This is a genomic window from Cryptosporangium sp. NPDC048952, from assembly GCF_043197895.1.
Lineage (GTDB): Bacteria > Actinomycetota > Actinomycetes > Mycobacteriales > Cryptosporangiaceae > Cryptosporangium.
In genome coordinates this window covers 1107563-1131689 of record NZ_JBICTY010000001.1, presented here as the reverse complement: position 1 = coordinate 1131689, position 24127 = coordinate 1107563, and the positions used below count along the sequence as shown (strand labels likewise).

Annotated in this window: 25 protein-coding genes and 1 tRNA gene; 7 read left to right on the top strand and 19 right to left on the bottom strand. The window is 70.6% G+C overall.

Features of this window, described 5'->3' with window-relative positions; all coding sequences use genetic code 11:
* Nucleotides 1-32 precede the first annotated feature (32 nt).
* Together ACGFY5_RS05350 and ACGFY5_RS05345 are read right to left on the bottom strand one after the other, a co-directional pair.
* Nucleotides 33-2015 carry a copper resistance CopC/CopD family protein gene (locus ACGFY5_RS05350; protein ID WP_392717558.1) on the bottom strand — a complete coding sequence of 661 codons (1983 nt, stop codon included), beginning with the start codon at nt 2013-2015 and terminating at the stop codon, nt 33-35.
* 29 nt (nt 2016-2044) lie between these two features.
* A complete protein-coding gene (locus ACGFY5_RS05345) occupies nt 2045-2791 on the bottom strand; it encodes a zf-HC2 domain-containing protein (RefSeq protein WP_392717556.1) in 747 nt (248 codons plus the stop codon).
* A 61-nt stretch (nt 2792-2852) separates the two neighbouring features.
* Between ACGFY5_RS05345 and ACGFY5_RS05340 the strand changes: the two genes are divergently transcribed.
* The 3 genes from ACGFY5_RS05340 (at nt 2853) to ACGFY5_RS05330 (ending at nt 5154) form a co-directional block, all read left to right on the top strand.
* Complete coding sequence (locus ACGFY5_RS05340; RefSeq protein ID WP_392717554.1) at nt 2853-3374, top strand: sigma-70 family RNA polymerase sigma factor; 522 nt, start codon at nt 2853-2855, stop codon at nt 3372-3374.
* 543 nt (nt 3375-3917) lie between these two features.
* Entirely contained in the window at nt 3918-4424 is a 507-nt protein-coding gene (locus ACGFY5_RS05335; RefSeq protein WP_392717553.1) for a DoxX family protein, read from the top strand.
* A gap of 4 nt (nt 4425-4428) precedes the next feature.
* Entirely contained in the window at nt 4429-5154 is a 726-nt protein-coding gene (locus ACGFY5_RS05330; protein WP_392717551.1) for a DsbA family protein, read from the top strand.
* Here ACGFY5_RS05330 and ACGFY5_RS05325 read toward each other — a convergent pair.
* From ACGFY5_RS05325 to ACGFY5_RS05310, 4 genes are read right to left on the bottom strand one after another with little or no spacing between them, the layout of a single operon-like run.
* Nucleotides 5151-5900 (bottom strand): energy-coupling factor ABC transporter ATP-binding protein, encoded by a 750-nt coding sequence (locus ACGFY5_RS05325; protein ID WP_392717549.1) that lies wholly within the window; start codon nt 5898-5900, stop codon nt 5151-5153. The genes ACGFY5_RS05330 and ACGFY5_RS05325 overlap by 4 nt on opposite strands.
* Entirely contained in the window at nt 5885-6649 is a 765-nt protein-coding gene (gene cbiQ, locus ACGFY5_RS05320) for a cobalt ECF transporter T component CbiQ (protein ID WP_392717547.1), read from the bottom strand. Before cbiQ ends, ACGFY5_RS05325 begins: the two co-directional genes overlap by 16 nt.
* Before the next feature lie 6 nt (nt 6650-6655).
* On the bottom strand, nt 6656-7105 hold the full coding sequence (locus ACGFY5_RS05315) for a PDGLE domain-containing protein (protein ID WP_392717545.1): 450 nt from the start codon (nt 7103-7105) through the stop codon (nt 6656-6658).
* A complete protein-coding gene (locus tag ACGFY5_RS05310; protein ID WP_392717543.1) occupies nt 7102-7788 on the bottom strand; it encodes an energy-coupling factor ABC transporter permease in 687 nt (228 codons plus the stop codon). Before ACGFY5_RS05310 ends, ACGFY5_RS05315 begins: the two co-directional genes overlap by 4 nt.
* 131 nt (nt 7789-7919) lie before the next feature.
* Between ACGFY5_RS05310 and bcp the strand changes: the two genes are divergently transcribed.
* Together bcp and ACGFY5_RS05300 are read left to right on the top strand one after the other, a co-directional pair.
* Entirely contained in the window at nt 7920-8396 is a 477-nt protein-coding gene (bcp, locus tag ACGFY5_RS05305) for a thioredoxin-dependent thiol peroxidase (protein WP_392717541.1), read from the top strand.
* A gap of 58 nt (nt 8397-8454) precedes the next feature.
* Nucleotides 8455-8538, top strand: a tRNA-Leu gene (locus tag ACGFY5_RS05300).
* Between the two features lie 156 nt (nt 8539-8694).
* Here ACGFY5_RS05300 and ACGFY5_RS05295 read toward each other — a convergent pair.
* The 7 genes from ACGFY5_RS05295 to ACGFY5_RS05265 form a co-directional block, all read right to left on the bottom strand.
* Complete coding sequence (locus ACGFY5_RS05295) at nt 8695-8910, bottom strand: hypothetical protein (RefSeq protein WP_392717539.1); 216 nt, start codon at nt 8908-8910, stop codon at nt 8695-8697.
* Nucleotides 8911-9007: 97 nt separating this feature from the next.
* Nucleotides 9008-10309 (bottom strand): mechanosensitive ion channel family protein, encoded by a 1302-nt coding sequence (locus tag ACGFY5_RS05290; protein WP_392717537.1) that lies wholly within the window; start codon nt 10307-10309, stop codon nt 9008-9010.
* 99 nt (nt 10310-10408) lie between these two features.
* Nucleotides 10409-11017, bottom strand: a complete 609-nt coding sequence (rdgB, locus tag ACGFY5_RS05285) for an RdgB/HAM1 family non-canonical purine NTP pyrophosphatase (RefSeq protein ID WP_392718655.1) — start codon at nt 11015-11017, stop codon at nt 10409-10411.
* Nucleotides 11018-11019: 2 nt separating this feature from the next.
* Nucleotides 11020-11778: a ribonuclease PH gene (gene rph, locus ACGFY5_RS05280; protein ID WP_392717535.1), complete on the bottom strand. Its 759-nt coding sequence runs from the start codon at nt 11776-11778 to the stop codon at nt 11020-11022.
* A 42-nt stretch (nt 11779-11820) separates the two neighbouring features.
* Complete coding sequence (locus ACGFY5_RS05275) at nt 11821-12555, bottom strand: SGNH/GDSL hydrolase family protein (RefSeq protein ID WP_392717533.1); 735 nt, start codon at nt 12553-12555, stop codon at nt 11821-11823.
* On the bottom strand, nt 12552-13730 hold the full coding sequence (locus ACGFY5_RS05270; protein ID WP_392717531.1) for a glycosyltransferase: 1179 nt from the start codon (nt 13728-13730) through the stop codon (nt 12552-12554). The genes ACGFY5_RS05275 and ACGFY5_RS05270 overlap by 4 nt, the downstream gene beginning before the upstream one ends.
* On the bottom strand, nt 13727-14902 hold the full coding sequence (locus ACGFY5_RS05265) for a glycosyltransferase family 4 protein (protein WP_392717529.1): 1176 nt from the start codon (nt 14900-14902) through the stop codon (nt 13727-13729). The genes ACGFY5_RS05270 and ACGFY5_RS05265 overlap by 4 nt, the downstream gene beginning before the upstream one ends.
* 181 nt (nt 14903-15083) lie before the next feature.
* Here ACGFY5_RS05265 and ACGFY5_RS05260 point away from each other — a divergent pair, with 181 nt between their 5' ends.
* A complete protein-coding gene (locus ACGFY5_RS05260; protein ID WP_392717527.1) occupies nt 15084-15917 on the top strand; it encodes an MBL fold metallo-hydrolase in 834 nt (277 codons plus the stop codon).
* An 86-nt stretch (nt 15918-16003) separates the two neighbouring features.
* Here ACGFY5_RS05260 and ACGFY5_RS05255 read toward each other — a convergent pair whose 3' ends face one another.
* From ACGFY5_RS05255 to egtA, 6 genes are all read right to left on the bottom strand, one after another.
* Nucleotides 16004-16762 (bottom strand): MBL fold metallo-hydrolase, encoded by a 759-nt coding sequence (locus ACGFY5_RS05255; RefSeq protein ID WP_392717525.1) that lies wholly within the window; start codon nt 16760-16762, stop codon nt 16004-16006.
* Complete coding sequence (murI, locus tag ACGFY5_RS05250) at nt 16759-17586, bottom strand: glutamate racemase (protein ID WP_392717523.1); 828 nt, start codon at nt 17584-17586, stop codon at nt 16759-16761. Before murI ends, ACGFY5_RS05255 begins: the two co-directional genes overlap by 4 nt.
* Nucleotides 17587-17682: 96 nt before the next feature.
* Nucleotides 17683-18651, bottom strand: coding sequence for an L-histidine N(alpha)-methyltransferase (gene egtD / locus ACGFY5_RS05245; protein WP_392717521.1), 969 nt, complete (start codon nt 18649-18651; stop codon nt 17683-17685).
* Nucleotides 18651-19400, bottom strand: coding sequence for an ergothioneine biosynthesis protein EgtC (gene egtC, locus ACGFY5_RS05240; RefSeq protein WP_392717519.1), 750 nt, complete (start codon nt 19398-19400; stop codon nt 18651-18653). The genes egtD and egtC overlap by 1 nt, the downstream gene beginning before the upstream one ends.
* Nucleotides 19393-20694, bottom strand: coding sequence for an ergothioneine biosynthesis protein EgtB (egtB, locus tag ACGFY5_RS05235; RefSeq protein WP_392717517.1), 1302 nt, complete (start codon nt 20692-20694; stop codon nt 19393-19395). Before egtB ends, egtC begins: the two co-directional genes overlap by 8 nt.
* The gene (gene egtA, locus ACGFY5_RS05230) at nt 20691-22031 is read right to left on the bottom strand and encodes an ergothioneine biosynthesis glutamate--cysteine ligase EgtA (RefSeq protein WP_392717515.1); all 1341 of its coding nucleotides are present in this window, start codon (nt 22029-22031) and stop codon (nt 20691-20693) included. The genes egtB and egtA overlap by 4 nt, the downstream gene beginning before the upstream one ends.
* A gap of 375 nt (nt 22032-22406) precedes the next feature.
* On the opposite strand from egtA, the gene ACGFY5_RS05225 reads away from it, so the two are divergent.
* The gene (locus tag ACGFY5_RS05225) at nt 22407-24062 is read left to right on the top strand and encodes a substrate-binding and VWA domain-containing protein (protein ID WP_392717513.1); all 1656 of its coding nucleotides are present in this window, start codon (nt 22407-22409) and stop codon (nt 24060-24062) included.
* Nucleotides 24063-24127 lie beyond the last annotated feature (65 nt).

Sequence of the window (24127 nt, the reverse complement as noted above, 5' to 3'; positions counted from 1 at the left end):
GCGGCCCGGCTCTCGCCGGGCCGCCGACCGTTTCAGCGGATCGTGATGGTCTTTTCGACGCTGTACTGGTCGATGTCGGACGTTCGTGCGGTGAACACGAACTTCCAGTCACCAGCGATCGGCAACTCGACCTGACCCACCGCGTGGTTCTCGGTGAGCGGCAACGCGACGACGTCCGTCGACACGTTCGCCTTCGCCAGCTCCGCGGAGCCGCTCCACTCCTCGACCTTGACCGGCAGGCCGTTCTTGTCGAAGAGCGTCAGGTGCAGTTCGTTGCGGCCGATCCGGGCCGGCAGGTCGATCTGGAGCACGTTCGGGCCCATGTCGACCTGAGCGGTGTACGGCAGGGCCGCTGCCGCCGCAGCGGCGTCGTCGGCGCTGCGGGCCGGGGCGACCTGCACCAGCGCGGTCGCCAGCGCGAGCACCACGGCGCCGAGGGCCACCTCGATCGCGACGCGGGACCGCAGCCGCCGGACCTCGTCGGCCGCGCGCCCGGACGCGGAGAAGTCCGACGTCTCGGGCTCCGGCTCTCTGATCTTCTTCGGCGCGACCTTCTTGGCAGCCTTCTTCGCCGCGGTCTTCGTACCCGCCTTCACGGCCGAAGCCGTCCCGGGCTTGACGAGGCCGACCGCCGACTCGTCGTCGGCCGCTTCCGGTTCTGCCGCCGCCGGCTTCGCGGGAGCCTTCTTGGCGGGCTTGCCCGCCGTCGTCTTCTTCGCGGCCTTCTGGGGACGCTTCGCTTCGGGGTCCTCCGCGGCCAGGGCGTAGGCGACCGGAACGCCGAAGCGGCGGTTGATCCAGGCGCGTGCGTTCGCGGCGACGACGAGGATCGCGCCGAGCCAGATCACCTTCGTCAGGACGAGCTGGCCGTACGTGGTGCTGACCAGCCGGTCGATGCCGCGAAAGCCGCCGATCTCCAGGAACGTCTCGATCGCACCGCTGAACACCAGCGCGCCGACCGCCCAGAACGCCCACCGCGACCACACCGGCAGGATCACCTCGAGCTCGCGGTACTTGGCCCGTGGCAGCAGGTACAGCGCCAGCACGACGAGCCCGCCGAGCCACACCGCCATCGACCCCACGTGCAGCGTGATCGCCGGCACCGACACGATCGGCGCGGGCGACTGACCCGCGTGCCCCGCGTACGGGAACGTGATCAGCATCGCGACGCCGATGATCCCGGCCAGCACACGGTCGACCGGCCCCGCCCACGCCGGGGCGTCACCGTCCTTGGGTGTCGGCGGACGCAGCACCCGCAACAGCACCGGGATCGCGGCGACGAGCAACGCCAGCCGGATCAGCAGCGCACGTCCGACCGTCTCGTCGAGCGCCTCGCCGATACCGCTGACCGAGACGTCAGCCAGCGTGCCCCCGTCCGCGTACGGCGCCTGCAGAACGAGGACGCCGAGCGTTCCGACAGCGAGCAGCCCCCAGCCCGCCCATGCGATGCGTCGCGGCCCGGCCGTGGCGAGCCGCCGCGGCCAGAGCCCCAGCACGATCACCAGCGGGCCGGCGAGCAGCACGATGCCGGCGTAAGCGGCGTATCGGCTGACCGACTGCACCCCGCGCACACCGGTGTCCACCGACGCCGACGCGGTGCCGGAGTTGACCTCCGACGCCTTCGCGCCCAGCGCGGACGGAACCCGCGAGCTGAACGTGTACCCGCCGGACACGGGGTGGCCGTCCGCGGAGATGATCCGGTAGCTGACCAGGTAGGTGCCGTCGGCCAGGTCCGACTTCAGCGGGATGCGTACCCGCGCGCCGCCGTTCACCGTCGTCGGCTCGCCCTGGACGACGTTCGAACCGTCCGGGGCGATGATCTTGATCCGGCCCTTGACCGGCGTGACCCGCTCGCTGAAGTTCATCGTGACGACGGTCGGCGCGGGGTCGACGATCGAGCCGGTGGGTGGGTCGGTGCCCTCCAGCGCGGCGTGCGCCTGGGCCGGCGACGCACCGAAGCCGATCGCCAGCAGGGCGAACAACGCCACTACGAGCGCTCGCTGGACCTTCCGCACGCGCTTCCCCATTCCTGTCGTTCGTAACGTCATACCTGCCTCGGCAACGGCTCCGAGGGCGTCGACGTTCGATCGGTGCGCGACAGGAGCCAGACCAGGGCCGCCTGGACACCGGCGAGCAGGTGGTTCAGCTCGTGTCCGAGTTGGGCGGCTCCGTCCGCGACGTCGATCGAACTCGTCAGCAACAGACAACCAGCAAGCGCAACGGCGACCGGCACCAGGGCTCTGGCCCAGGCCGGTCGTCCGGCCACGAACAGGAACCCGATCGCGACCGCGACGTCGAACGACGCCATTTCGCGCCCGGCGTGCACGGCGCCACCGGCGCCGGGCTCGGCGACGAGCGCGGGCAACGCGAGCAACAGCTGCGCCACCGCCGACATCCCCAAAGCCCACCGCAACACCCCGGCGTGCAGCAAGCCCGCCCGCCCGCTCGTCGCCCCGGCCGCCGGGGGCGACCCGGTCGCGGCCCACATGTCTGCGGCCGCTGCCCGGCCGGACAGACGCGCTGCCGCGTGCCGTACGGAGGCGCCGAGCCCGGAGCGCGCTCGGCGCCGGGTGGTGCGGTCCGCGGCGATGGCGGCGAGGATCTGCTCGGTGAGATCGGGAGGCTGCGCGGTGGCGCGGCAGCGCACGCCGGTGGCCTCGGTGGCGGCCGCCTGCCACGCCTGGCACTCGGCGCACCCCGCGAGGTGGGTGTCGACGTCGGCCCGGTCGATTCCGGGGTCCTCCCGGTCCGCGAGCGCGGAGAGGGCGACCCTGATCTGTGCGCACTGCATACGGGGATAGTCGTCCTTCGGCGGGCAGTAGTTCCCGGACGTTCGGCCGTACCCTGGACAGGTGCCCGCCCCCGACGACGTCACCGAATGGGCACTACGTGCTCAGCACGGCGACGCGTTGGCGACCGCGGCGTTCGTGCGCGCCACCCAGCCTGACGTCTGGCGATTCTGTGCGTCGCTCGTCGACACGAACGCCGCCGACGACCTCACCCAGGAAACGTATCTGAGGGCGTTCCGCGCCCTGCCGTCGTTCGCGGCGCGGGCCAGCGCCCGCACCTGGCTGCTCGGCATCGCCCGCCGCGCCTGCGCCGACCACCTACGCACCGTAGTGCGACGCAGGCGCCTCGACGAGGTCCTGAGGGCTCGGTTCGTACCGACCGCACCGGATCCCTCCACCACCGCGGACGCCACCGATCTGCTGGCCCGGCTCTCCACCGAACGCCGTTCCGCGTTCGTCCTCACCCAATTGGTAGGCCTCTCCTACCAGGAGGCCGCCGACGTGGAAAACGTCCCGGTAGGCACCATCCGCTCCCGAGTGGCAAGAGCAAGAGAAGACCTGGTCAGCGCCCTAACGTCAGCCTGAGCAGTTGCCTTTGGTATGAGCCTGGAGCCCGCCCAGGGCGACGCTGCCAGTCGAGCGCGGACCCGCCGCGTATAGCTGCATACTCAAGGGTCCGCGCTCGCCTGGCAGCGTCGTTCTGGGCGGGCCGCCCACAGACAAAAGAAGCCCGCCTGGGGGAGGGGCGTCCCCCAGGCGGGCCACGGACCGGCAGGTCACGCGCGTCCAGCCGGTCGATCGGATCGCGATGGACTCGAGCGCAGGTCGAGGTTTCAGCCGCGGCCCGGGTTCCCCTGTCTCCCAACCCGAGCCACGGCCGCCACCGCTCCCACCCGCAACCCCGGATCGCCCACCTCCGACGACCGGAACCGCGCTGCGGTGAACCCAGTTCATCAGCCCGGACCGGTAATCAGAATGGCTTGGGGGCACGATTACGCACTGCTTAATGTCGGCTTGAGAGATATCGCCACACCCGTCACACGCCTCCCCCGCGGTTACGCAAAGTAGCGATAGCGTGTTCTGGCCCACATCGGGAACCGATCGGACCGTACGAACGACCAAGTAGCGATGTCTACGCGAAGCGAACCCCGCCGCCGCACCCCGGCCTGGTGGCCCACCGCCCGGCCGTGGCTGCCGCTCGTCGCCCGGCTGCTCCTGGGCGGCGTCTGGCTCTGGGCCGGTGGCGCGAAAGCCACCGACCTCGCCGCCTCGGTGCGCGCCGTGCGGGCGTACCAGCTGCTGCCGGACGGTGCGGCGACGGTCGTCGGCGCGGGTCTGCCGTGGCTCGAGATCGTGCTCGGGTTGCTGCTCGTCGCCGGCGTGGCCGTGCGGTTCGGGGCCATCTTCTCCGCGGTGCTGCTGGTCGTCTTCCTGATCGGAATCATCTCCGCGGCCGCCCGCGGGCTCCGCATCGACTGCGGGTGCTTCGGCAGCGGCGGCGAACTCGATCCCGATCAGAGCACCGCCTACACCCTCGAAATCCTCCGCGACAGCGCGCTGCTGGTGATCGCGCTCGCACTCGCCCGGTGGCCGCGTGGACGTCTGGCCGTCGACAACTGGATCTCCGGAAGCTGAGAACATGAGCGGGAAGTCGTCAAACAAGGCCCGGCGGATCGCCGCCGAGCAACTTGCCAAGCAGCGCGCTGCGGAGCGGCGGCGACGAACGATCATCGTCTCGGTGATCGCGTTGGCCGTGCTGGTGATCGCCGCCGGTATCGGCGTGACGCTCTACAAGTCCAGCCAGCCCGACGACGTCGTTCTGCCGAAGTCGGCGACGACGACCGGCCTGACCGTCGGGAAGACCACCGCGCCGGTCACCGTCGACGTCTATCTCGACTTCCAGTGCCCGATCTGCAAGACGTTCGAGGACGAGAGCGGCAAGACGCTGCAGAAGTACGTCGACGAGGGCACCGCGAAGATCGTCTACCACCCGGTGGCGTACCTGGACCGGTTCTCGTCCGGCACGAAGTACTCCAGCCGGTCGTCGGCGGCGTCCGGGTGCGCGGCCGACGCCGACAAGTTCCCCGAGTTCCTCACCACGCTCTACGCCAACCAGCCGGAGGAGAACGCCTCCGGCCTGACGAACGCGAAGATGATCAGCCTCGCGAAGAGCGCCGGTATCACCGGGGACACGTTCACGAAGTGTGTCGATGATCAGAAGTACGCCGATTGGACGAAATCGGTCACCGACGAGGCGTCGAAAGCAGGCGTGAACGGCACACCGACCGTGAAGGTCAACGGGACCTCACTGGAGAACCCGACGACTGCGGAGCTGACGAAGGCGATCGACGCCGCGCAGCGCTAACGGAGCGCGACCGACGGGTCGAAGCCGTACGGGAGCTCGAGCCGGTGCCTCTGCATCAGCTCGGCGTCCATCAGGAGCTGCGGGGTGGGGGCGTCGGCGACGACGACCCCACCGTCCAGCAGCACCGCTCGCGGGCAGAGTTCCAGCGCGTACGGCAGGTCGTGGGTGACCATCAGCAGCGTCACGTCGAGGCTCTGCAAGATCTGCGCGAGTTCACGGCGGCTGGCGGGGTCGAGGTTGCTGGACGGCTCGTCGAGCACCAGGATCTCCGGGCGCATCGCGAGCACGGTGGCCACGGCCACCCGCCGACGCTGGCCGAAGCTCAGGTGGTGGGGTGCGCGGTCGGCGAAGTCCTGCATGCCGACGGCGGTGAGGGCCTCGGTGACGCGTTCCTGGAGTGCGGTGCCACGCAGACCCAGGTTCGCCGGCCCGAACGCCACGTCCTCGGCCACGGTGGGCATGAACAGCTGGTCGTCCGGGTCCTGGAAGACGATGCCGACGCGGCGGCGGATCTCGGTGAGGTTCTCCTTGACCACCGGCATCCCGGCGACCGTGACGCTGCCCGCACCGGCGGTGTGGATGCCGTTCAGGTGCAGCACCAGCGTCGTCTTTCCCGCGCCGTTGGGGCCGAGCAGGGCGACACGCTCGCCTTTCTTCAGCACGAGATCGACGCCGAACAGCGCCTGCCTGCCGTCGGGGTACGCGAAAGCGAGGCCCGCTACTTCCAGGGTTACGTCGTCAGCCACGCCGTCACGCTAACCGCCGCGGCCGCCGCGGGAATCGTGAGCGCGGTGGCCCACTGCCTCGCCGGGGGTCGCGTGGTGGTGGCCATCGGTAGTGCGCCGGTGTAACCCCGGGACAGCATCGCGACGTAGACCCGTTCCCCGCGCTCGTACGACCGCAGGAACAAGCTGCCGATCGACGTCGCGAAAGCCCGGACCTGCCAGAAGAACCGGGGGTCGTGGCAGCGAGACAGCCGGGCGATGCGCATGGCCCGCGCGTTGCCGAGGATGACGTCGACGTAGCGGAGCATGAACGTGGCGATCTGGACGATCGGCCCGGGGGTGCGCAGGCGTTGCAGGCCGAGCAACAGGTCGCGTGCGTTCGTCGTCGCGGCGAGCAGAAGCGACGCGAAGACGCCCAGTGTGCCCTTGGCGACGATGTTCCAGCCGGCCCAGAGGCCGGCCTCGCTGAGTTGGAGTCCAGCGACGTGAACGTACGGGCCACTCTCGAGGAACGGCAGAATCACTGCGAGGACGACGAACGGCGTCTCGATGAGGCCCCGGGTCGCGAGCCACCGGGCGGGGATCCGGGCGGTGGCGGCCACCGCGGCGAGCAGCACCGCGTAAAGGCCGAACGCCCACACCGCTTCGCGCGGGGTCGCCACGACGCTGACGACGAACGCCAGCGCCGCGACGATCTTCACCTCGGACGGCATCCGGTGCACGAGCGATGCACCGGGCAGATGCAGCGGATGGCTGTGGCCGGCTCCCACGCAGCCCTACCGGCCCGATCCGTCGCCGGCGGCCTCGTCCGCGCGGCCGCCTGCTCCGCCACTGCTCGACGCGCCGACCGGCGAGGCCGCGGGCGCATCCTCCGGGTCGGCGCCGGCGGTGCCGCGGCGGCGGAGGAGCCAGAAGACGCCACCACCGATCGCGCCGACGAGAAGCACGCCGGCGACGCCGGACAGGCCGGTCGAGACGAACGAGTTGTCGATGCCGCGGATGCCGTAGTCGGCCAGCGGCGAGTCGGCCATGTCGTGCTCCTTGGCCGACTTCGCCAGGCAGTCGCCGCCGGTGATCTCGTCGTCGGCGTTGAACGTGCAGCCCTCGCGGGCGGTGGCGTCCAACCCGTCCGGCTGCGAGCTCGCGGCGGAACTGACGATGCCGGCGAGCAGCAGCGCAACGAGCAGCCCTGCGCCGAGGAAGGCGGCGAGCCTCACCCGCTTCATGCGTTACTCCCCGAAGTGATCAACAGCGGCTTCTGCTGGTACCGGCGCAGTGCGTAGACCAGGTCGGGGCGCACCGCCGCAACGGTCGCAACCGTGGTCGCGGTGATCAGCCCCTCACCGATGCCGATCAGCAGGTGGACGCCGGCCATCGTGGCCGAGATCGGCCCGAGCGCCTTGTCCACCTCGCCGCCGAGCGCGTACTCGAGCACGAAGCCCTGCGACGCGACGACGACCGACACCGTGGCGGCCAGGAAGCTCGCGACGACGATCCCGAGCCGGTTCCGCGGCAACACCCGCAACGCGACCGCGACCACCCCGTACGCGACGAGCGTGGTGATGATCGCCATGTTCGTGACGTTGAGCCCGAGCGCGGACAGCCCGCCGTCGGCGAAGAGCAACGCCTGCACGAGCAGCACCGTGGCGACGCAGAGCGCACCCACCCACGGCCCGACCAAGATCACCGCGAGCGCACCGCCGAGCAGGTGCCCGCTGACGCCCGGCAGCACCGGGAAGTTGAGCATCTGCACCGCGAAAATGAACGCGGCCACCAGGCCGGCCATCGGCGCCAGCCGGTCGTCGAGGTCGCGACGGGCCCGGAACAGGCATAAGGCGATCCACGCCACGGCGACGACGCCGAAGACCGCCGAGATCGGCAGATTGACGATGCCGTCGGAGATGTGCATCGCGACGGGCGTACCCGTTGGCTCCACCGCTCCCCCTCACTTGGCCGGTACAACTCCTCACGCATCATCTCTGCTGTTGCAACTAACCTGCAATAGCAGGGGCGTGAGTCGAGAGGAATAGGCTTCCGGCCATGACTGCCGCACCGCGCCTCTCCCCCGGCGACGCCGCTCCCGACTTCGAGCTCGCCGACGACTCCGGTAACACCGTGCACCTCGCCGACCTGCGTGGTCAGCGCGTGATCCTGTACGCATACCCGTCGGCGATGACCCCGGGGTGCACGAAGCAGGCGTGCGACTTCCGGGACTCGCTGGACTCGCTCAAGGCCGCCGGCCTCACCGTGATCGGGATCTCCCCCGACAAGCCGCAGAAACTCGCGAAGTTCCGCGACCAGGAGTCGCTCACGTTCCCGCTGGTCTCCGACCCGGACAAGAGCGTCCTGTCGTCCTACGGGGCGTTCGGCGAGAAGACGATGTACGGCAAGACCGTCACCGGCGTCATCCGCTCGACGTTCGTCATCGACGCGGACGGCAAGATCGAGAAGGCGCAGTACAACGTCAAGGCGACGGGTCACGTGGCGAAGCTCCGCCGCGACCTCGGCCTCGACTGACGATTCGGCCCAGGCTCGACGTGCCCGCGGTCAGCGGCGTGCGTACGATGTCAGCCGAGCGGGAGTGGCGGAAAGGCTAGACGCGCCGGGTTTAGGTCCCGGTGTCCGAAAGGACATGTGGGTTCGACTCCCACCTCCCGCACCGCAGGACCCCTAGCGCTTGCGCTTGGTCGAGTAGCTGATCGCCGCGATGATGCCGGCGACGCCGCCACCGACGACCAGTAAGCAGCACAGCAGCGAGAGAACGTGCCACGGCTTGAGTGCACCCATGAGCCGAGAACCTACTGCGGCCGCACAACTACTCCGGTGGGTGGGGCCAGATGTAGGCGATGCCGGTGACGGTTACGGCGGCGGCCAGGAAGAGGATCGCAAGCGACGTCACGCGCCAGGGTGTGGTCTCCTGCACGCGGCTCCCGAAACCGCGCTGGATCAGCGCGAGCACGATCAGTACGACGCCCAGTACCCCAAAGCCCGCACTGAGCCAGTACAGGGCCGTCCGTAGGCCGTCCGACATCGGGTCTCCCTCCGCAGCCGGTGCCATTGTGACCGCTGCGCACCACGGGCAAACGCGCGCCCTCCCGTGATGACGGGAGGGCGCGCGTTTGCGGTCGTCAGGTGCGGTCGGAGTCCTCCGACGGGCCGGCGAAGGCGGCGTTCCGTTCGCGGCCGTCCGCGGAGCCGCTGAACACCCGAGCATCATCCGGCGCGTCCGCGACGCTGCCAGGCGCAAACGCCTGTCCAGCGACTCCCGCCCCCATCCGGCGCCCGTCTCGCCCGTCCGCGTGGCCGTCCGCGTGCCCATTCGTATGGCCGTCCGCGTGCCCGTCGGCGGACGGTCGAGAGGAGGGGCCGTTGAGGCCCTCGATTCGGAGGCCGGGGATTCCGGTTACGTCTGCGCGCGAGCGCGGCAGCGCCTGGGGGTAGCGCTCGCGCAGCCACTGCACCAACCGCTCACGCACGTGGCACCGCAGGTCGAACAGCGTCGGAGCGTCGCGGGCGGTCACCAGCGCACGCACCCGCACCGACCCACCGGTCGCGTCGGTCACCTGGAACACGCAGGCCCGCCCGTCCCACAGGTCCGTGCCCTCGCAGATGTGCCGCAGCTCGCGGCGCATCTCCTCGGTCGGCACGGCCCAGTCGACGTCGATCTCGACGGCGCCGAGCAGCGCGGACTCGTTCCGCGTCCAGTTCTGGAACGGCTTGGTGGTGAAGTACGACGTCGGCAACGTCAACCGCCGGTCGTCCCACAGGTGCAGGACCACATAGCTGAGCGTGATGTCCTCGACGCGGCCCCACTCCCCCTCCACGACGACCACGTCGTCCAGGCGCAGCTCGTCGCTGAACGCCAGCTGCACCCCGGCGAACACGTTGCCCAGCATCGACTGGGCGGCCAACGCGGCCACCACACCCGCGATCCCGGCGGAGGCCAGCAACGACGCTCCGGCGGCCCGGGCGGTCGGGAACGTCACCAGCATCGCGCCGACCGCGACGACGACCACCACCGCGACCGTCACCCGCCGCACCACCATGATCTGGGTGTGCACCCGGCGTGCGGTCTTGTTGTTCTCCACGTCGGTGCGGAACCGGGAGAGTGCGGCGTCCTCGAGGACGAGCAGCACCGCACCGATCACCCACGCACCGGCCGCGATCATCAGCACGGTGATGCCGTGCAGTAAAGGTCCGCGCCAGTCGCCGGTGGCGGTGGTCGCGTGCAGCGAACCCTGCACGGCCAGCACCACCGCCAGGCATTGCGTCGGCCGGTGCAGGCGCGTGGCCAGCTGGTCGAAGAGCGGGGCGCGCCGACCGATGCGACGCACCACGAAATGAACGATTTGCACGACGATGAGCGCAGCGATCACGCTCACGGCCGCTGTCACCAGTGTGACGACAGCGTCGGGCAGCTCGTCGAACACGAGCAGACTCCTCACAGTGTCGGGGACGGCTGCAGCTCTTTGTCTAGCCACCGCACCCGGACGCGAAAAGCCCGGAACAGTCTTACAACCTGTTGTTCATCACAAGGTGACAGCGGCCACAGCAAGGACCTCGGCCAGACCCCGGAAGGCCTTGCCCCGGTGGCTGATCGCGTCCTTGTCGGCCGACGACATCTCCGCGCTGGTCAGCACCGACCCCGACGGCACGAAGATCGGGTCGTACCCGAACCCGTTCGTGCCCCGCGGCTCGCGCACCAGTGAGCCTTCCATGCGTCCTTCGACGACGTGCTCCTCGCCGGACGGCAGCACGAGCGCTGCGGCGCACACGAACGCGGCACCCAGCCGGGTGTCGGGCAGGTCCTCGACCTGCTCCAGCACCAGGCGCAGGTTCCGCTCGTCGCTCTTGGGCTTGCCCGCCCAGCGCGCCGACAGCACGCCGGGCATGCCGTTGAGCGCATCCACCGCGATGCCGGAGTCGTCGGCGATCGCCGGCAGCCCGGACACCTCTGCCGCCTCTCGCGCCTTGAGCAGCGCGTTCTCCGCGAACGTGGCGCCGTCCTCGATCGTCTCCGGGTAGGGCGGCACCTCGTCGAGGCCGACGACCTCGACCTGCGGAACGGCGACCGCCAGGATCCGGCGCAGCTCCGCGATCTTCTTCGCGTTGCGGCTGGCCAGTACGACCCGGGTCAGGCTCACGAGTCCAGGGCCTTCTGCTGCAGCGCAGCGAGCTCCGCGCAGCCGGCCGAGGCCAGGTCGAGCAGGGCGTTGAGCTGGTCACGGCCGAACGTGATCGCCTCACCGGTGCCCTGCACCTCGACGAAGTCACCGGAGCCGGTGCAGACCACGTTCATGTCGACGCCGGCCTTGACGTCCTCGTCGTAGTTGAGGTCGAGCCGGGGCTCGCCGTCGATGATGCCGACGCTGACCGCCGACACCGAGTTCTTCAGAGCCTTCTTGGGCGACGCCGCGAGCGCGTGCCGCGACGCCAGCCACTGGACGGCGTCGGCGAGGGCCACGTACGCGCCGGTGATGGCCGCGGTACGCGTGCCACCGTCGGCCTGCAGGACGTCGCAGTCGAGCGTGATCGTGTTCTCGCCCAGCGCCTTGAGGTCGAGGCAGGCACGCAGGCTGCGGCCGATCAAGCGGGAGATCTCGTGGGTGCGGCCGCCGATGCGACCCTTCACCGATTCGCGGTCACCGCGGGTGTGGGTGGCGCGCGGGAGCATCGCGTACTCGGCGGTGACCCAGCCCAGGCCGCTGCCCTTGCGCCAGCGCGGCACGCCCTCGACGACGCTGGCCGTGCACAGCACCCGGGTACGGCCGAATTCGACGAGCACCGAGCCCTCGGCGTGGTCGGACCAGCCGCGTTCGAACGAAACGGGGCGGAGCGCGTCGGCGACCCGGCCGTCGGGCCGGTTGCCGATCGTGAGCACGGTGGAGGAGTCCGTCATGGGCGGCAGCCTATCCCCCGTTCGGACACTCCGGTGCGCCCCCTATCGGCGGCGCGAACGCACCGCTGACCAGAACTCGCGGGCAGCCATACCCAGCAGGTGGGGCACCAGGTCGGTACCGCGGTCGAGAACCCAGCCGGTGCCCTTGGTGGCCAGCCACCAGACGTGCTCGAACGGCCGGGTGGAGCGTCCGCCGCTGGGCTCGGCCGACGGCATCCGGGGCACGGGTACGCCACGGGCCTCCAGGGCGCCGGCGAACTCCCGGGCCACCACCCGGTGGCCGCGCTCGTTCGGATGGAGCCGGTCCACGTGCCAGGCGGCGCGGTCGGCGACCGCGGGGTGGTCGGCCAGGTCGATGTGCACCGTGCGGTGACGCTCGGCCACGGACTGCACCGCGCCGTTGAGTTCGACGGTGCGCCGGCCGAGCGGGCGACGCAACGCCCCCGGTAACCGCAGCATGCGGCCCGGATCGGGCATCCGCGCGGTCAACACGACCGCGCCGGACGCACAGAGCGATCCGACGACGTGGTCGAGCCGGTTCTCGATCAGCGCCGGGTCGAACCCGGGGCGCAGTACGTCGTTCACGCCGACGACCACACTCGCCACCGTAGGGCGAAAAGCCAACGCGGACGGCAACTGCTCGTCCAGCACCCGCGCGGTGGTCGCCCCACTCGCCGCGTAATTGACGAACGTCGACGACGAAAAACTCTCGGCGAGCAACGCCGCCCACCCACGCCAGCCGCCACCCGGCAGCGGATCACCCAATCCCTCGGTCACCGAGTCGCCGAGGGCCGCGAAACGAACGTCCCCGACCACGACTCAACACCCCCTTCGAGCCCGTGCACGGCGAGCATGCCGCTCACCGCCGTCGGCCAGTCGAAACGCTGCGCACGCAGCCGGGCGGCCGAGCGTCGGTCGACTTCCGGGCGTGCGGCCAGCTCCAGCACCGCCTCGGCGAAACGAATGCCGGTGCTTCCACTGACAGCGACGCCCGCGTCACCGACCACCTCTCCGAGCGCACCGTCCCCGGCCGCGACCACCGGCGTACCGCAGGCCATCGCCTCCAGCGCCGCCAGGCCGAACGTCTCCGCGGGCCCGGGAGCCAGCACCGCGTCGGCGGTGGCCAGCAGCCGAGCGACGAAGTCCCGGTCGGGGACGAAACCGAGGAACTTCACCGGCAGACCGCGGGCCCGCCGTTCCAGAGCCGGCCGCCGCGGTCCGTCCCCCACGACGACGAGCACCGCCGGGACGCCACGCGCGCGCAGCGCCGCCAGCGCGTCCACCGAGCGCTCGACTTTCTTCTCCGGCGAGAGCCGCCCACAGTGGATCAGCAACAACTCGCTCGACCGGGCCAGCGAGGCCCGCAGCGCGGTGTCGTGCAGGTCCGGGTGGAACCGCTCCAGATCGACGCCGAGCGGCACCGTCACCAGGCCGGTCGCACCGATCCGGCGGAACTCGGCCGCGGCGAACCCGGTGGTGGCCACGACGGTGTCGTAGGTGTCAGCGGTGCGCCCGTTGAGCGCGTCGGCGATCCTGCGCACCGGGGCCCAGCGCGGCAGCGCCATGCCCAGCAACGCTGTCGCGTTCTCGTGCGACACCATCGCCGACGGGACGCCGTGCCGCCGGGCCCAGGCGCCGGTCCAGCGCAGCGTCGTGCGGTCGGAGACCTCGAGACGGTCGGGGCGCAGCTCGTCGAGGAGCGTCACCAGCCGACGCCGGCCCAGGACGACCCGGTAGCCACCCATCCACGGCACGATCGGGCCGGGCACGGTGATCACCCGACCCTGCGGGGTGTCCTCGTCGGTGTAGTGGGAGCCCGGTACGACCAGCACCGGGTCGTGACCGGCCGCGCGGTACCCGCGGCCGAGTTCGTACAGGGCAGTGCGAAGACCGCCCGATCGTGGGCCGACGAAGTTGGCCAGCCGGACGATCCGCGCGCCGGAATCAGTCACGCGGCGCGCTCCACGGGCGAAGCGACGGAGGAGGCGCGCACGACGTCGCGGTAGTGCCCGATCAGCGCGTCGCCGACCGCTGCCCAGCTGCGCCCCGCCACGGCCGCGCGCCCGGCGTCGCCGAACGAGCGCCGCAGCGCGGGGTCCGAGACGAGTTCGCGGACCGCGGTGAGGTAGGCGCCGGGGTCGTCCGGTGTGACCAGGTAGCCGGTGACGCCCGAGCGGACCAGATCCACCGGGCCGCCCGCTGCGGGTGCGACCACCGGGACGCCGGAGGCCATGGCCTCCTGGACGGTCTGGCAGAACGTTTCGTGGGCGCCCGTGTGCACGAAGATGTCGAGGCTCGCGAAGGCGGTCGCGAGGTCGTCGCCGACGACCTCGCCGAGGAACTGCGCGCGGGGCATCTGCCGCTCGAGCGCGGCCCGTGCCGGCCCGTCGCCGATGATCACGACCTTCACGCCCGGCAGGTTGGACACCGGCTCCAACAGGTCAACCCTCTTCTCCGGCGCCAACCGCCCCACGTACCCGACGATCACGTCGTGGCCCGCCGCAGCGGCGCCCGCGCCGCCACCGTCCGGAGCGACCGCGACGGTCGCGCGGAACGCGTCCGAGCGCTTTGCGGGGTCGAAGCGGACTGCGTCGACGCCGCGCGGCCAGAGCTGCACGGGGCCGATGCCGTGGGCGGCCAGTTCGGTCGCTGTCGCACTCGAGGGCGCGAGGGTTCGCGCGGTCGCGCCGTGCACCCGGCGCAACCAACGCCACGCTGCCGCACGTCCGGCGCCGAGCTTGTAGAACCCGGCGAAGCCGGGAACGTCGGTCTGGTAGATCGCCACGGCCGGCAACTGCAGCCGCGCAGCGGCGAACGCACCCTGCGCGGCCAGCGCGAACGGCGACGCCAGGTGGACGACGTCCGGCCGGAACCGGCGCAGCGCACCGGCCACGCGCCGGGTGGGCAGCCCCACCCGGAAACTCGGGTAGCCGGGCAGGCCCACGCTCGGCACCCGCACGACGGGAATGTCGGGCAGGGACGCCCGGGGCGTCCCCAGCGAGGTGGGTGCCACGACCATCGGCTCGTGCCCACGGGCGAGCAGATGCTCGACCGTACGCAGCACCGAGTGGGCGACCCCGTTGACGTCCGGCGGATACGACTCCGTGATGATCGCGACACGCATGCAAGCCAGAGTGAGGAGTGCGGCTTTTCCCCTGGTCACTACCGGATGTCCGGCAGGGGAACGACCGGCCAAGGATGTCCTCGACCGGCCAAGTCCGCTACCTTCTGTGCGCTGCGACCGGCGACGAGGCAGGATGACTGCACCGGGTTATCGCTGTGATCGCCCGGACAGCGGAGGTGACGTGCCAACCGACACGCTCAGGTTGGGTGCCGACCTGACGGTGACTACCTTGTGTGACGCCGCCGGAACGTTCCCCGAACCACTCGAGGATGCATTCCCCGACGCGGGGAACACCGGCCGGTGGCCCATGCATGTGCATTGCCATCTTGTCCGTACACCGACCAGGACTGTCCTCGTCGACGCCGGAATCGGCCCCGACTGGGCTCCGGCCGGTGAATGGTTCGGCCGTCCCGGGCGCCTGCCCGAGGAACTGGCCGCTCTCGGCGTGGAGCCGGAGGAGATCACCGACGTGATCCTCACCCACCTCCACCCCGACCACATCGGCTGGGTGGTGGCCGACGAGGACGACCCGAAGCCGTACTTCGTCAACGCACGCCACGTGGTGCAGAACGCGGAACTGAAATGGCTGCGCGAGTCCGGCGAGGAGTACGAGGACCTCTACGACTCCCACATCAAGCCGCTCGTCGACGCGCAGCTGCTGGTCGAGGTGGCCGGCGCGGCGACGCTCGACGAGCGTCTCGACCTGGTGCTCGCGCCGGGGCACACGCCGGGGCACCAGTGCCTGCTGGTCGACGCCCCCGACCGGCCACTGCTGATCACCGGTGACGCGTTCGTGCACCGCGGTCAGATGACCACCGCCGGTCTGGCCTACCGCTACGAGGAGGCCACCGACGACGCGGCCAAGACGCGCCGCCGGCTGCTCTCGGTGGCCGCGGAGCGCGGTGTGCTGCTGGCGCCGTGCCACCTCGACGAGGGCGTCGTCCTGGTCGAGTCGGCCAGCGAGGACTCGTTCCGCACCACAGCCATGGCGCGCTGCCCGAATTCGGTGGCATAGCCACCTACTTCGGGCGTTGCCCACTATGCCCATTTTCGGCGCGTGGCATAGCCACCTACTTCGGGCGGCCCACTATGGGCGCGGAGTCAGACGGTGTACTCCGCGCCCGCGTAGGCCAGCTCGATGGGCCCGTCGAACGAACGCTTCGCCTCTTCCAGCGACTGCTCCGGGTCGCCCCACGCCTTCACGAAGTGCGTGAGCACCAGCCGGCGGGCGTTGGCACGCGTGGCGTACTCGCCGGCTTCGAAGCCGGTCAGATGCAGGTCCGGCGGGTGCGGCTTGTCGTCTAAATAAGACGCTTCGCAGAGGAACAGATCGACGTCACGCGCCAGGTCGACGAGCGCATCCGTACGCCCCGTGTCGGCCGAGTACGCCATCGCGGTGTCGCCGTGCTCGATCCGCAGCCCGAACGTCTCCACCGGGTGGTTGACGCGGGCGGCCTCCACCGTGAACGGGCCCACCGCGAAGCGCCCCGGCTGGAGCGTCTTGACGTCGTACACGTCCTCGACGCTGCCGCCGACGCCCTCCTCGGGCCCGTAGATCTGGGCGATGCGCTCCCCGGCGCCCGCCGGGCCGTAGAGGGGCAGCGGCGGGTGCTTGCCCGCGGGGTCGTAGCGGCGGACCACCATGTACACGCAGGCGTCGCTCATGTGGTCGCAGTGCAGGTGCGACAGCAGGATCGCGTCGATGCCGTGCAGGCCGGCCGGGTGCCGCTGCAGCGCCCCCATCGCCCCGTTGCCGAAGTCGAGCAGCAACCGGAAGCCTTCGGCTTCGATCACGTACGACGAGCAGGGCGAATCCGGCCCGGGAAAGCTGCCGGCGCACCCGAGGACGGAGAGCTTCATCCGGCCACCTCCAACGACGCTGCTGCTGGCAGCGTAAGGGACGTCACCACGGACGCCTCGGGCCCCAGGAACCGGCGGCCCAGGCGTGCGAACGGCTCGGGGTCGCCGGTCGCCAGGAATTGATGGCGGGGCGGTCCCGCGTCGTCACTGCGGAGCAGGTCGTGCCGGGTCAGGGCCCGGTACACGTCCTTCGCGGTCTCGTCCGCGCTCGACACCAGCGTGACTCCGTCCCCCATCACCAGACCGATCACTCCGGTCAGCAATGGGTAGTGTGTGCACCCCAGTACGAGCGTGTCGACCTCGGCACGCTGCAGCGGCTCCAGATACGCCTGCGCGAGGCCGAGCAGTTGCCGTCCGCTGGTGACCCCGCGTTCGACGAACGACACGAACTCCGGGCAGGCGACGCCGGTCACCGTGACGCCGGGCGCCGCCGCGAACATGTCCTGGTACGCGCCGCTGGTGATGGTCGCTTTCGTGCCGATCACACCCACCCGGCCGTTGCGGGTCGCCGCCGCGGCCCGGCGCACCGCCGGCAGCACGACCTCGACCACCGGCACGCTGTACCGCTCCCGAGCGTCGCGAAGGCAGGCCGCCGACGCGCTGTTGCACGCGATGACCAGCATCTTCACGTCCTGCTCGACGAGGTGGTCGAGCACTTCGAGCGCGAACCGGCGCACCTGCGCGATCGGGCGGGGCCCGTACGGCACGTGCGCGGTGTCGCCGACGTAGACCAGTTGCTCGTTCGGCAACTGGTCCAGTACGGCACGCGCCACCGTGAGTCCGCCGACTCCTGAGTCGAAAATCCCGATTGGCGCGTCCGTCACGTCGGCGAGACTAACCGGCAGGGGTGGTGGTCTGTCTGTCCGGAAGCTAACTCGACGGCCGATGTCGTCACTCTCACGTACTGAGAGCGACGACCGTCACCGTGCGGTAGCCAGACTCAGCCCGAACAGCCCGTCGTCATCGGTCCACCAGCGGGTCAGTCCGAAGCCCGCGGCGTCGAGCAGGGCGACCACCCGCTCGCGGCGGAACTTCGCCGAGATCTCGGTGCGGATCTCCTCACCGCGCCGCAGGTCGACGGTCAGATCTACCTCGGCGATCCGCACCCGCATCGCGTGCTGCGCACGCAGGCGCATCTCGATCCGCTCGTGCTCGGCGTCCCAGCGGGCGACGTGATCGAACGCTCCGGTCTCGAAATCCGCCCCGAGTTCGGCGTTGAGGACGTTCAGCACGTTCCGGTTGAACTCCGCGGTGACGCCCTGCGCGTCGTCGTAGGCGGGTACCAGGACGTCCGGGGACTTCACCAGGTCGGTGCCGAGCAGGAGCGTCTCGCCCGGGCGCAGCGTGGCCCGGACGTCGGCCAGGAAGCGGGCGGGGTCGAGGTTGCCGATCGTGCCGCCGAGCAGCGCCACCATCCGGTGCCCGTCCACCGGCAGCAGCCCGAGGTGCCGGTCGAAGTCCGCGACCACCGCGTGGACGGCCAACCCGGGGTAGTCCCAGAGCAGGTTCGCGCTGGCGGTGCGCAGAGCGCCGTCCGAGACGTCGACCGGCACGTAGGTCCGCAGCGAGCCGGCAGCGCGCAGGGCGTCGAGAAGGAGGTGGGTCTTCTCGCACGCGCCGGCTCCGAGCTCCACCAGTGCGGTGGCGGCGGAGACCTCGGCGATCTCCGCCGCACGGGCCGTCAGGATCTGCCGTTCCGCCCGGGTCGGGTAGTACTCGGGCAGCCGGGTGATCTCGTCGAACAGTTCGCTGCCGCGGTCGTCGTAGAACCAGCGCGGGGGCAGCCACTTCGGGTCCGCGGTCAGGCCGGTGGCGACGTCCTGGCGCAGCGTGCGGGCGATGAAGTCGGCGGGCAGGTGGTTCTCGACGGTGAGCGTGGCAGCAACCATCAGACGGCCTCCAGAGCAAGTTCTTCGACGGTGACGGCGTCGGACGTAGCAACGAGCAGGGAGTTGTCGGGGACATCGTGCCAGCCGGGGTCGTCGTCGGTCGGTTCGGACGCGACCAGCACCCCGGCCGGCTCGGCACGGCGCCAGCTGAGCGTGTCGCCCCGGACCGTGGCCGCGATCGTGGTCCCGTCCGTGGCCAGGAGGTTCAACCGCGCGCCCGGGGCGTCGACCGCAGCAGTTGTCTCCGCGAGCGCGACCGGCAGCGGCACACCGGACGCCAGCCGCGACCGGGCGTACGCCCAGAGCAGCGCCGAGTCGGTCGGCGCCTCCAGCCCCACCAGATCCTCCGGCGGCAGCGCTGCCGCCAACCGGTGCAACGAGGAGGGCCAGCCGGGTACCGCGCCGTTGTGGCTGAACAACCACTTGTCCGACGCGAAGGGCGCGGCCGCGGCCTCGGCGAAGCCCATGCCCTCGGTGCCGGAGCGCACCGCGGCGAGCACGGCGCCGGACCGGATGACCCGGGCCAGGTCGAGCAGGTTCGGGTCACCCCAGATCGGCCGGTCGCGGCGATAGCGGGCCGGTACCGGGTCGCCGGGCGCGTACCAGCCGACGCCGAAACCGTCGGCGTTGACGGTTCCGTGGGACTGCCTGCGCGGCGCCCAGGACTGGCGGTACAGGCCGTGTTCCGGGGTGATCAGGAGGTCGGAGAGGGAACGGGCGGGGCCGAGGTAGGCGAGGTGCCTACACATCGCGTGCGCACCGGAAGCCGGCGAAGATCTGGCGACGGATCGGGTAGTCCCAGTTGCGGAACGTGGCCCGGACCGCAGTGGGGTCGGCCGCCCAGGAGCCGCCACGCAGGATCTTGTAGTCGGGGCCGAAGAACACCTCGGAGTACTCGGGATACGGGAACATCGCGAAGCCCGGGTACGGAGTGAAGTCGCTGGACGTCCACTCCCAGACGTCACCGATCAGCCCGCGGACGCCCAGCGGGGACGTTCCCTGCGGGAAGGCGCCGACCGGGGCCGGCCCGAGGTAGGTGCCGCCCAGGTTCGCGTGCTCGGGCTGCGGGTCGTCGTCGCCCCAGGGGTAGCGCAGGCTGCGGCCCGTCTCCGGGTCGTAGCGGGCGGCCATCTCCCACTCGGCCTCGGTGGGGAGGCGCTTGCCGGCCCAGCGGGCGTAGGCGTCGGCCTCGTACCAGCAGACGTGCTGGACGGGCTGGTCGGGTGGGATGGGTTCGACGTGGCCGAAGCGGGTGCGGTGGCCGTTGTCCCAGAATTGCGGAGCTTTCAGCCCTGCGGTGGTGCGATGGGCCCAGCCCTCGGGGGTCCACCAACGCTCGTCGTCGTAGCCGCCGGCGTCGATGAAAGCGGCGTACTGCGCGTTGGTCACCGGGTCCGTGTCGATCCAGAACGGCTCCACGCCTACGGCGTGGGCGGGCCGTTCGTTGTCCAGGGCCCAGGGGTCGAGGTCGGTGCCCATCAGGAACATGCCGCCTGGGACGTAGATCTCTGGGATCTCCGGTGCGCTCCCGCGCGGGGGCTTCGGGGCGTCGAGCAGCGGAGCGCCGACACGCAGCTGGTGCGTGGCGAGCATCGTCTCGACGTGCTGCTGCTCGTGCTGGACGATCATGCCGAACGCGAAGCCCGCCTCGACCAGTCGGCGGCCCTCCAGCGTCGTGCTCTCCAGGACGTCCAGCACCTTGTCACGCACTTCCTGGACGTAACGCCGCGCGTTCTCCGGGCTGAGCATCGGTAGCGACGGCCGGTCGGCACGCTTGGTGCGGAACGCGTCGTAGATCTCGTCGATGTCGGGCCGCACCGGGTCGCGGCCGCCCACGTCACGCACCAGCCAGAGCTCCTCCTGGCTGCCGATGTGGGCGTAGTCCCAGACCAGCGGTGACATCAGCGGCGAGTGCTGGCGCACCAACTCGTCGTGCTCGATGTCGGTGAGCTGCCGGCTGCGGCTGCGGGCTCGTTCGAGCTCGGCCGCGATGCGGGCCCGCAGCTGCTCCGGGGAGTGACGAAGTTCCTCGATGGCCGTCATGAGCGCTCCAAGTCGAAGCTGTGAGCGAAGTCGTCGAGTTGGTCGTCGGCCGGCGTCCGGCCGCGGAACGGGTAGCGCTCGGCGAACCGGAGCATCGTGCGGGCGGTCGCGGTCGGCACACCGGCCGCTTCGGCGTTCCGCAGCGCCACCGTCATCAGGTCCGACGCCGCCCGGGCCAGGGTCTCGTCGGTGAGGCCGTCCCGGGCGGCACGCGCCCAGGCACCCGGCCAGGTGGGCTCGCCGGTTCGTTCGACCGCGGCGAGCGCGGCGTCCCGGGTCTCCGCCGAGGACAGCAGCGTCCACAGCACGGACGGCGGCACCCGCCAGTCGTCGCCGGCCTGGGCGTCGAGATAACGGACCTCGAGGAAGCCCTTCGCGCGGACCGGTGGGAACAGCGTGCTGAGGTGGTACTCGAGGTCGGCGTACGTGGCCGGCCGGTCGAGGGCCCCGTCGAGCCAGTCGGCGAACGTGACGTCGGGCGGAGCGTCCCAGCAGTCGGTCTCGTTGGGCAGGCACAGCAGCCGGGCCCCGAGCGCGGACACTGCATAGGCCTCGCGGGGGTCCCCGGCGATCGCGGCGGCGGCGGTGCGCCCCGGGTCGAGCGTCAGCCACACCCGCTGGCGGGTGGAATACCAACCGGAGGGCACGCCCGCGTGGATCGGCGAGTTGGCGAACATCGCGACCAGCGTCGGGCCGACGGCGTGCAGCGTCCGCCAGCGCTCGGCCATCGCGTGCTCGCCGTCTTCGGTTCCCGCGTCGACGGAGAGCTGCACCGACGCGGTCGAGCCCATCATCAGGCGGCCGGAGGCGCCCTCACGGTCGAAGTACCGCTCCATGGCGGCGTAGCGCGCCTTCTGGACGATCCGGGTGGCGGGACGGTGGGCGTCCATGCCCGAGTGGCCGACCGCCAGGCCGTAGCGGGCCAGTGCGCCGCGGAGCGCGTCGGCGTCGGTGCCGGCGGCGGCCAGGCAGTCGGCGAACGTGCCCCATGCCTGGGTGGAGAGCTCGACCTGTCCGCCGGGCTCGACGGTCACCGTCGAACCGGCGGGTAGTGGCCGACCGAGGGCCGTCGGATCGGCGGTCGGGGTGGTGAGAACGGGAGGGCTCCAGCTTCCGAGTGCGGAAGCGAGCCGCTCGACCGGGAGAATCGCGGTGGGATCATTGATGTCGTGGACCAGGCGTTCGAGCTCGATACCGGCGAGTTTCGGTGGTCCGATCTTGAAACAGATCTTCGCGATGAACGCCTCGGCGTCCGCGCGGGTCCGGATCGGCTCGCTGAGCGGTTCGTCGATCGTCGGATCCGGCGTTCGGCTCGGCGTGACCGTCGTTTCGGACACGTTGTCACCTCCATGTCGCACTCTTCGGGGCACGTGGGGCCCGACTCGCCATGGTTGCTCGGAAAAGCCGAAGCCGCATCTGCTGGGATACGAAAGGGAGGTGTACAAAACCGCCGCCTTCGCCCCGAGGGCTGCGTATGCTCCCGGCGTACGTGACGTAAGTGATGAACGTTGTTGGCACTGAGAGTTGTCAACTGAAGACGCGGAGCACTGATGGCTCGCGGTCGACACCGCAGTGAGCAAGTAAGTCGCCGATCGGCGGCCGAGCGGATCACCACCACAGGCGGGCGGCGAGGGAAAGCAATCGCGCCCTGGGTGATCGTCGCGATCGTTCTGGCAACGGTGGTCAGCGGAACTACTTTCGGTTACTTATGGGTGACTGCCCGTTGTGGTGGCGCGCCCGTCGAGTTGGCGATCGCCGCTTCCCCCGACCAGGCCCCGGTCGTCGAAAAGCTGGCCGAGAAGTGGCAGGAGGACGCGCCGGAGATCGACGGCCGCTGCGCGCGGATCAGCGTCCGGGCGGCACAGTCGGCCGAGGTGGCGCAGTCGCTGACGCCGAACTGGAAAGCCGACTCCGACGTTCCACGGGTCGACGTCTGGATGCCGGACTCGTCGGTCTGGATCCTGAGTGCGGCCAGCCGGCAGGACGTCAAGCCGATGCTGGCGAACTCCCCGACGGTCGTCGCGAAGTCACCGGTGGTGATGGCGCTGCCGAAGCCGATGGCCGAGGCGCTGGGCTGGCCCGACAAGGTGGTGTCGTGGGCCGACCTCGCCAAGACCCGGGTCGCCGGCACCACCTGGGCGCGGTTCAAGCACCCCGACTGGCAGCAGATCAAAATCGGCATCGGTGACCCACGCGCGTCGTTCCCGGCGCTCGGCACCCTGCTGTCGGTGGCCGACGCCGACGGCGACAACTCGGTCACCGAACCGGAACTGGGCAACGCGCTCGTGCTCTCGCGTGCGTCGACCGTCGAGGCGGCCACCAGCGACACGTTCCTCGCGCGGATGCGTCAGGTGACCAACCCGCAGGCCGGGCTGAAGGACGCCGGTCCGTTCCCGGCCACCGAGGCGCAGGTCGCCGCGTACGACAACGCGAAGCCCAAGGTGCCGCTGGTCGCGATCAACCCCGAAGAGGGCACTGTCTTCGCCGACTACCAGTACCAGGTGCTCAAGGCCGACTGGGTCGACTCGGTGCGCCAGCAGGTCGCGGCGGAGTTCCTCAAGTACCTGCAGAGCGAGGACTCCAAGAAGGCGTACGGCCAGGCCGGGTTCCGTGACCCGCAGCTCTCCACGCAGTACGCGCTCGGGCTCGACACCGACCTCGGCATGGGGAGCGCACCCTCCGCCGCGCGTGAGCTGCCCGACATCAAGTCGATCTCGCAGACGGTGGGCTACTGGACCGCGCTGCAGCGCAAGGCGAACCTGCTCGCCGTCATCGACAGCTCGGGGTCGATGGCGGACGGCGCTCCGGACGGCAACGGCACCCGCATGCAGGTCGTCCAGCAGGCATGTCTGCGGGCGACAGCGCTGTTCAACCCGCAGTCGAACGTCGGTACCTGGCGGTTCTCCACCGAGCTCGACGGTGACAAGGACTACCAGGAGATGGTGCCGATCGGGCCGGTCGGTGGCCGGTTGCCGGACGGTTCGTCACGGAAGGAAGCGCTCGAGGCGTCGATCTACAACCAGCTCGTGCCGGAGGGCGCGACCGGTCTGTACGACACCCTGCTCGCGGCGTACAAGTTCATGCAGGGTCACTGGCAGGCCGACAACCGGCTCAACCTGCTGGTCATGATGACCGACGGCAAGAACGAGGACGACGGTCTGACGCAGGCGCAGCTGATCCAGCAGCTGCGGGCCACCGCCAACCCCGACAAGCCGATCCAGGTGCTGATCATCGGGTACGGCCCCGACGCCGACCTGAACGAGCTCACCACGATCACCAAGGCGGTGGGCGGCCAGGCGTACCCGGCCCGTACCGGCGCCGACATCGAAAAAGTCTTCCTAGCCACCCTGATCGGCCGCCAGAGCTAGTTGGTCTTGACCTGGAGCCCGCTCAGGGCGGGGCTGGCAGTCGAGCGCGAGGACGCCGCGACCTT

Excerpts from the sequence above, each read along its gene's own strand:
- ACGFY5_RS05345 (WP_392717556.1), bottom strand. The coding sequence starts at position 2,791 with ATGCAGTGCGCACAGATCAGGGTCGCCCTCTCCGCGCTCGCGGACCGG.
- ACGFY5_RS05335 (WP_392717553.1), top strand. The coding sequence starts at position 3,918 with ATGTCTACGCGAAGCGAACCCCGCCGCCGCACCCCGGCCTGGTGGCCC.
- ACGFY5_RS05330 (WP_392717551.1), top strand. The coding sequence starts at position 4,429 with ATGAGCGGGAAGTCGTCAAACAAGGCCCGGCGGATCGCCGCCGAGCAA.
- ACGFY5_RS05315 (WP_392717545.1), bottom strand. The coding sequence starts at position 7,105 with ATGAAGCGGGTGAGGCTCGCCGCCTTCCTCGGCGCAGGGCTGCTCGTT.
- ACGFY5_RS05310 (WP_392717543.1), bottom strand. The coding sequence starts at position 7,788 with ATGCACATCTCCGACGGCATCGTCAATCTGCCGATCTCGGCGGTCTTC.
- bcp (WP_392717541.1), top strand. The coding sequence starts at position 7,920 with ATGACTGCCGCACCGCGCCTCTCCCCCGGCGACGCCGCTCCCGACTTC.
- ACGFY5_RS05295 (WP_392717539.1), bottom strand. The coding sequence starts at position 8,910 with ATGTCGGACGGCCTACGGACGGCCCTGTACTGGCTCAGTGCGGGCTTT.
- rph (WP_392717535.1), bottom strand. The coding sequence starts at position 11,778 with ATGACGGACTCCTCCACCGTGCTCACGATCGGCAACCGGCCCGACGGC.
- ACGFY5_RS05265 (WP_392717529.1), bottom strand. The coding sequence starts at position 14,902 with ATGCGTGTCGCGATCATCACGGAGTCGTATCCGCCGGACGTCAACGGG.
- ACGFY5_RS05255 (WP_392717525.1), bottom strand. The coding sequence starts at position 16,762 with ATGAAGCTCTCCGTCCTCGGGTGCGCCGGCAGCTTTCCCGGGCCGGAT.
- egtD (WP_392717521.1), bottom strand. The coding sequence starts at position 18,651 with ATGGTTGCTGCCACGCTCACCGTCGAGAACCACCTGCCCGCCGACTTC.
- egtC (WP_392717519.1), bottom strand. The coding sequence starts at position 19,400 with ATGTGTAGGCACCTCGCCTACCTCGGCCCCGCCCGTTCCCTCTCCGAC.
- egtB (WP_392717517.1), bottom strand. The coding sequence starts at position 20,694 with ATGACGGCCATCGAGGAACTTCGTCACTCCCCGGAGCAGCTGCGGGCC.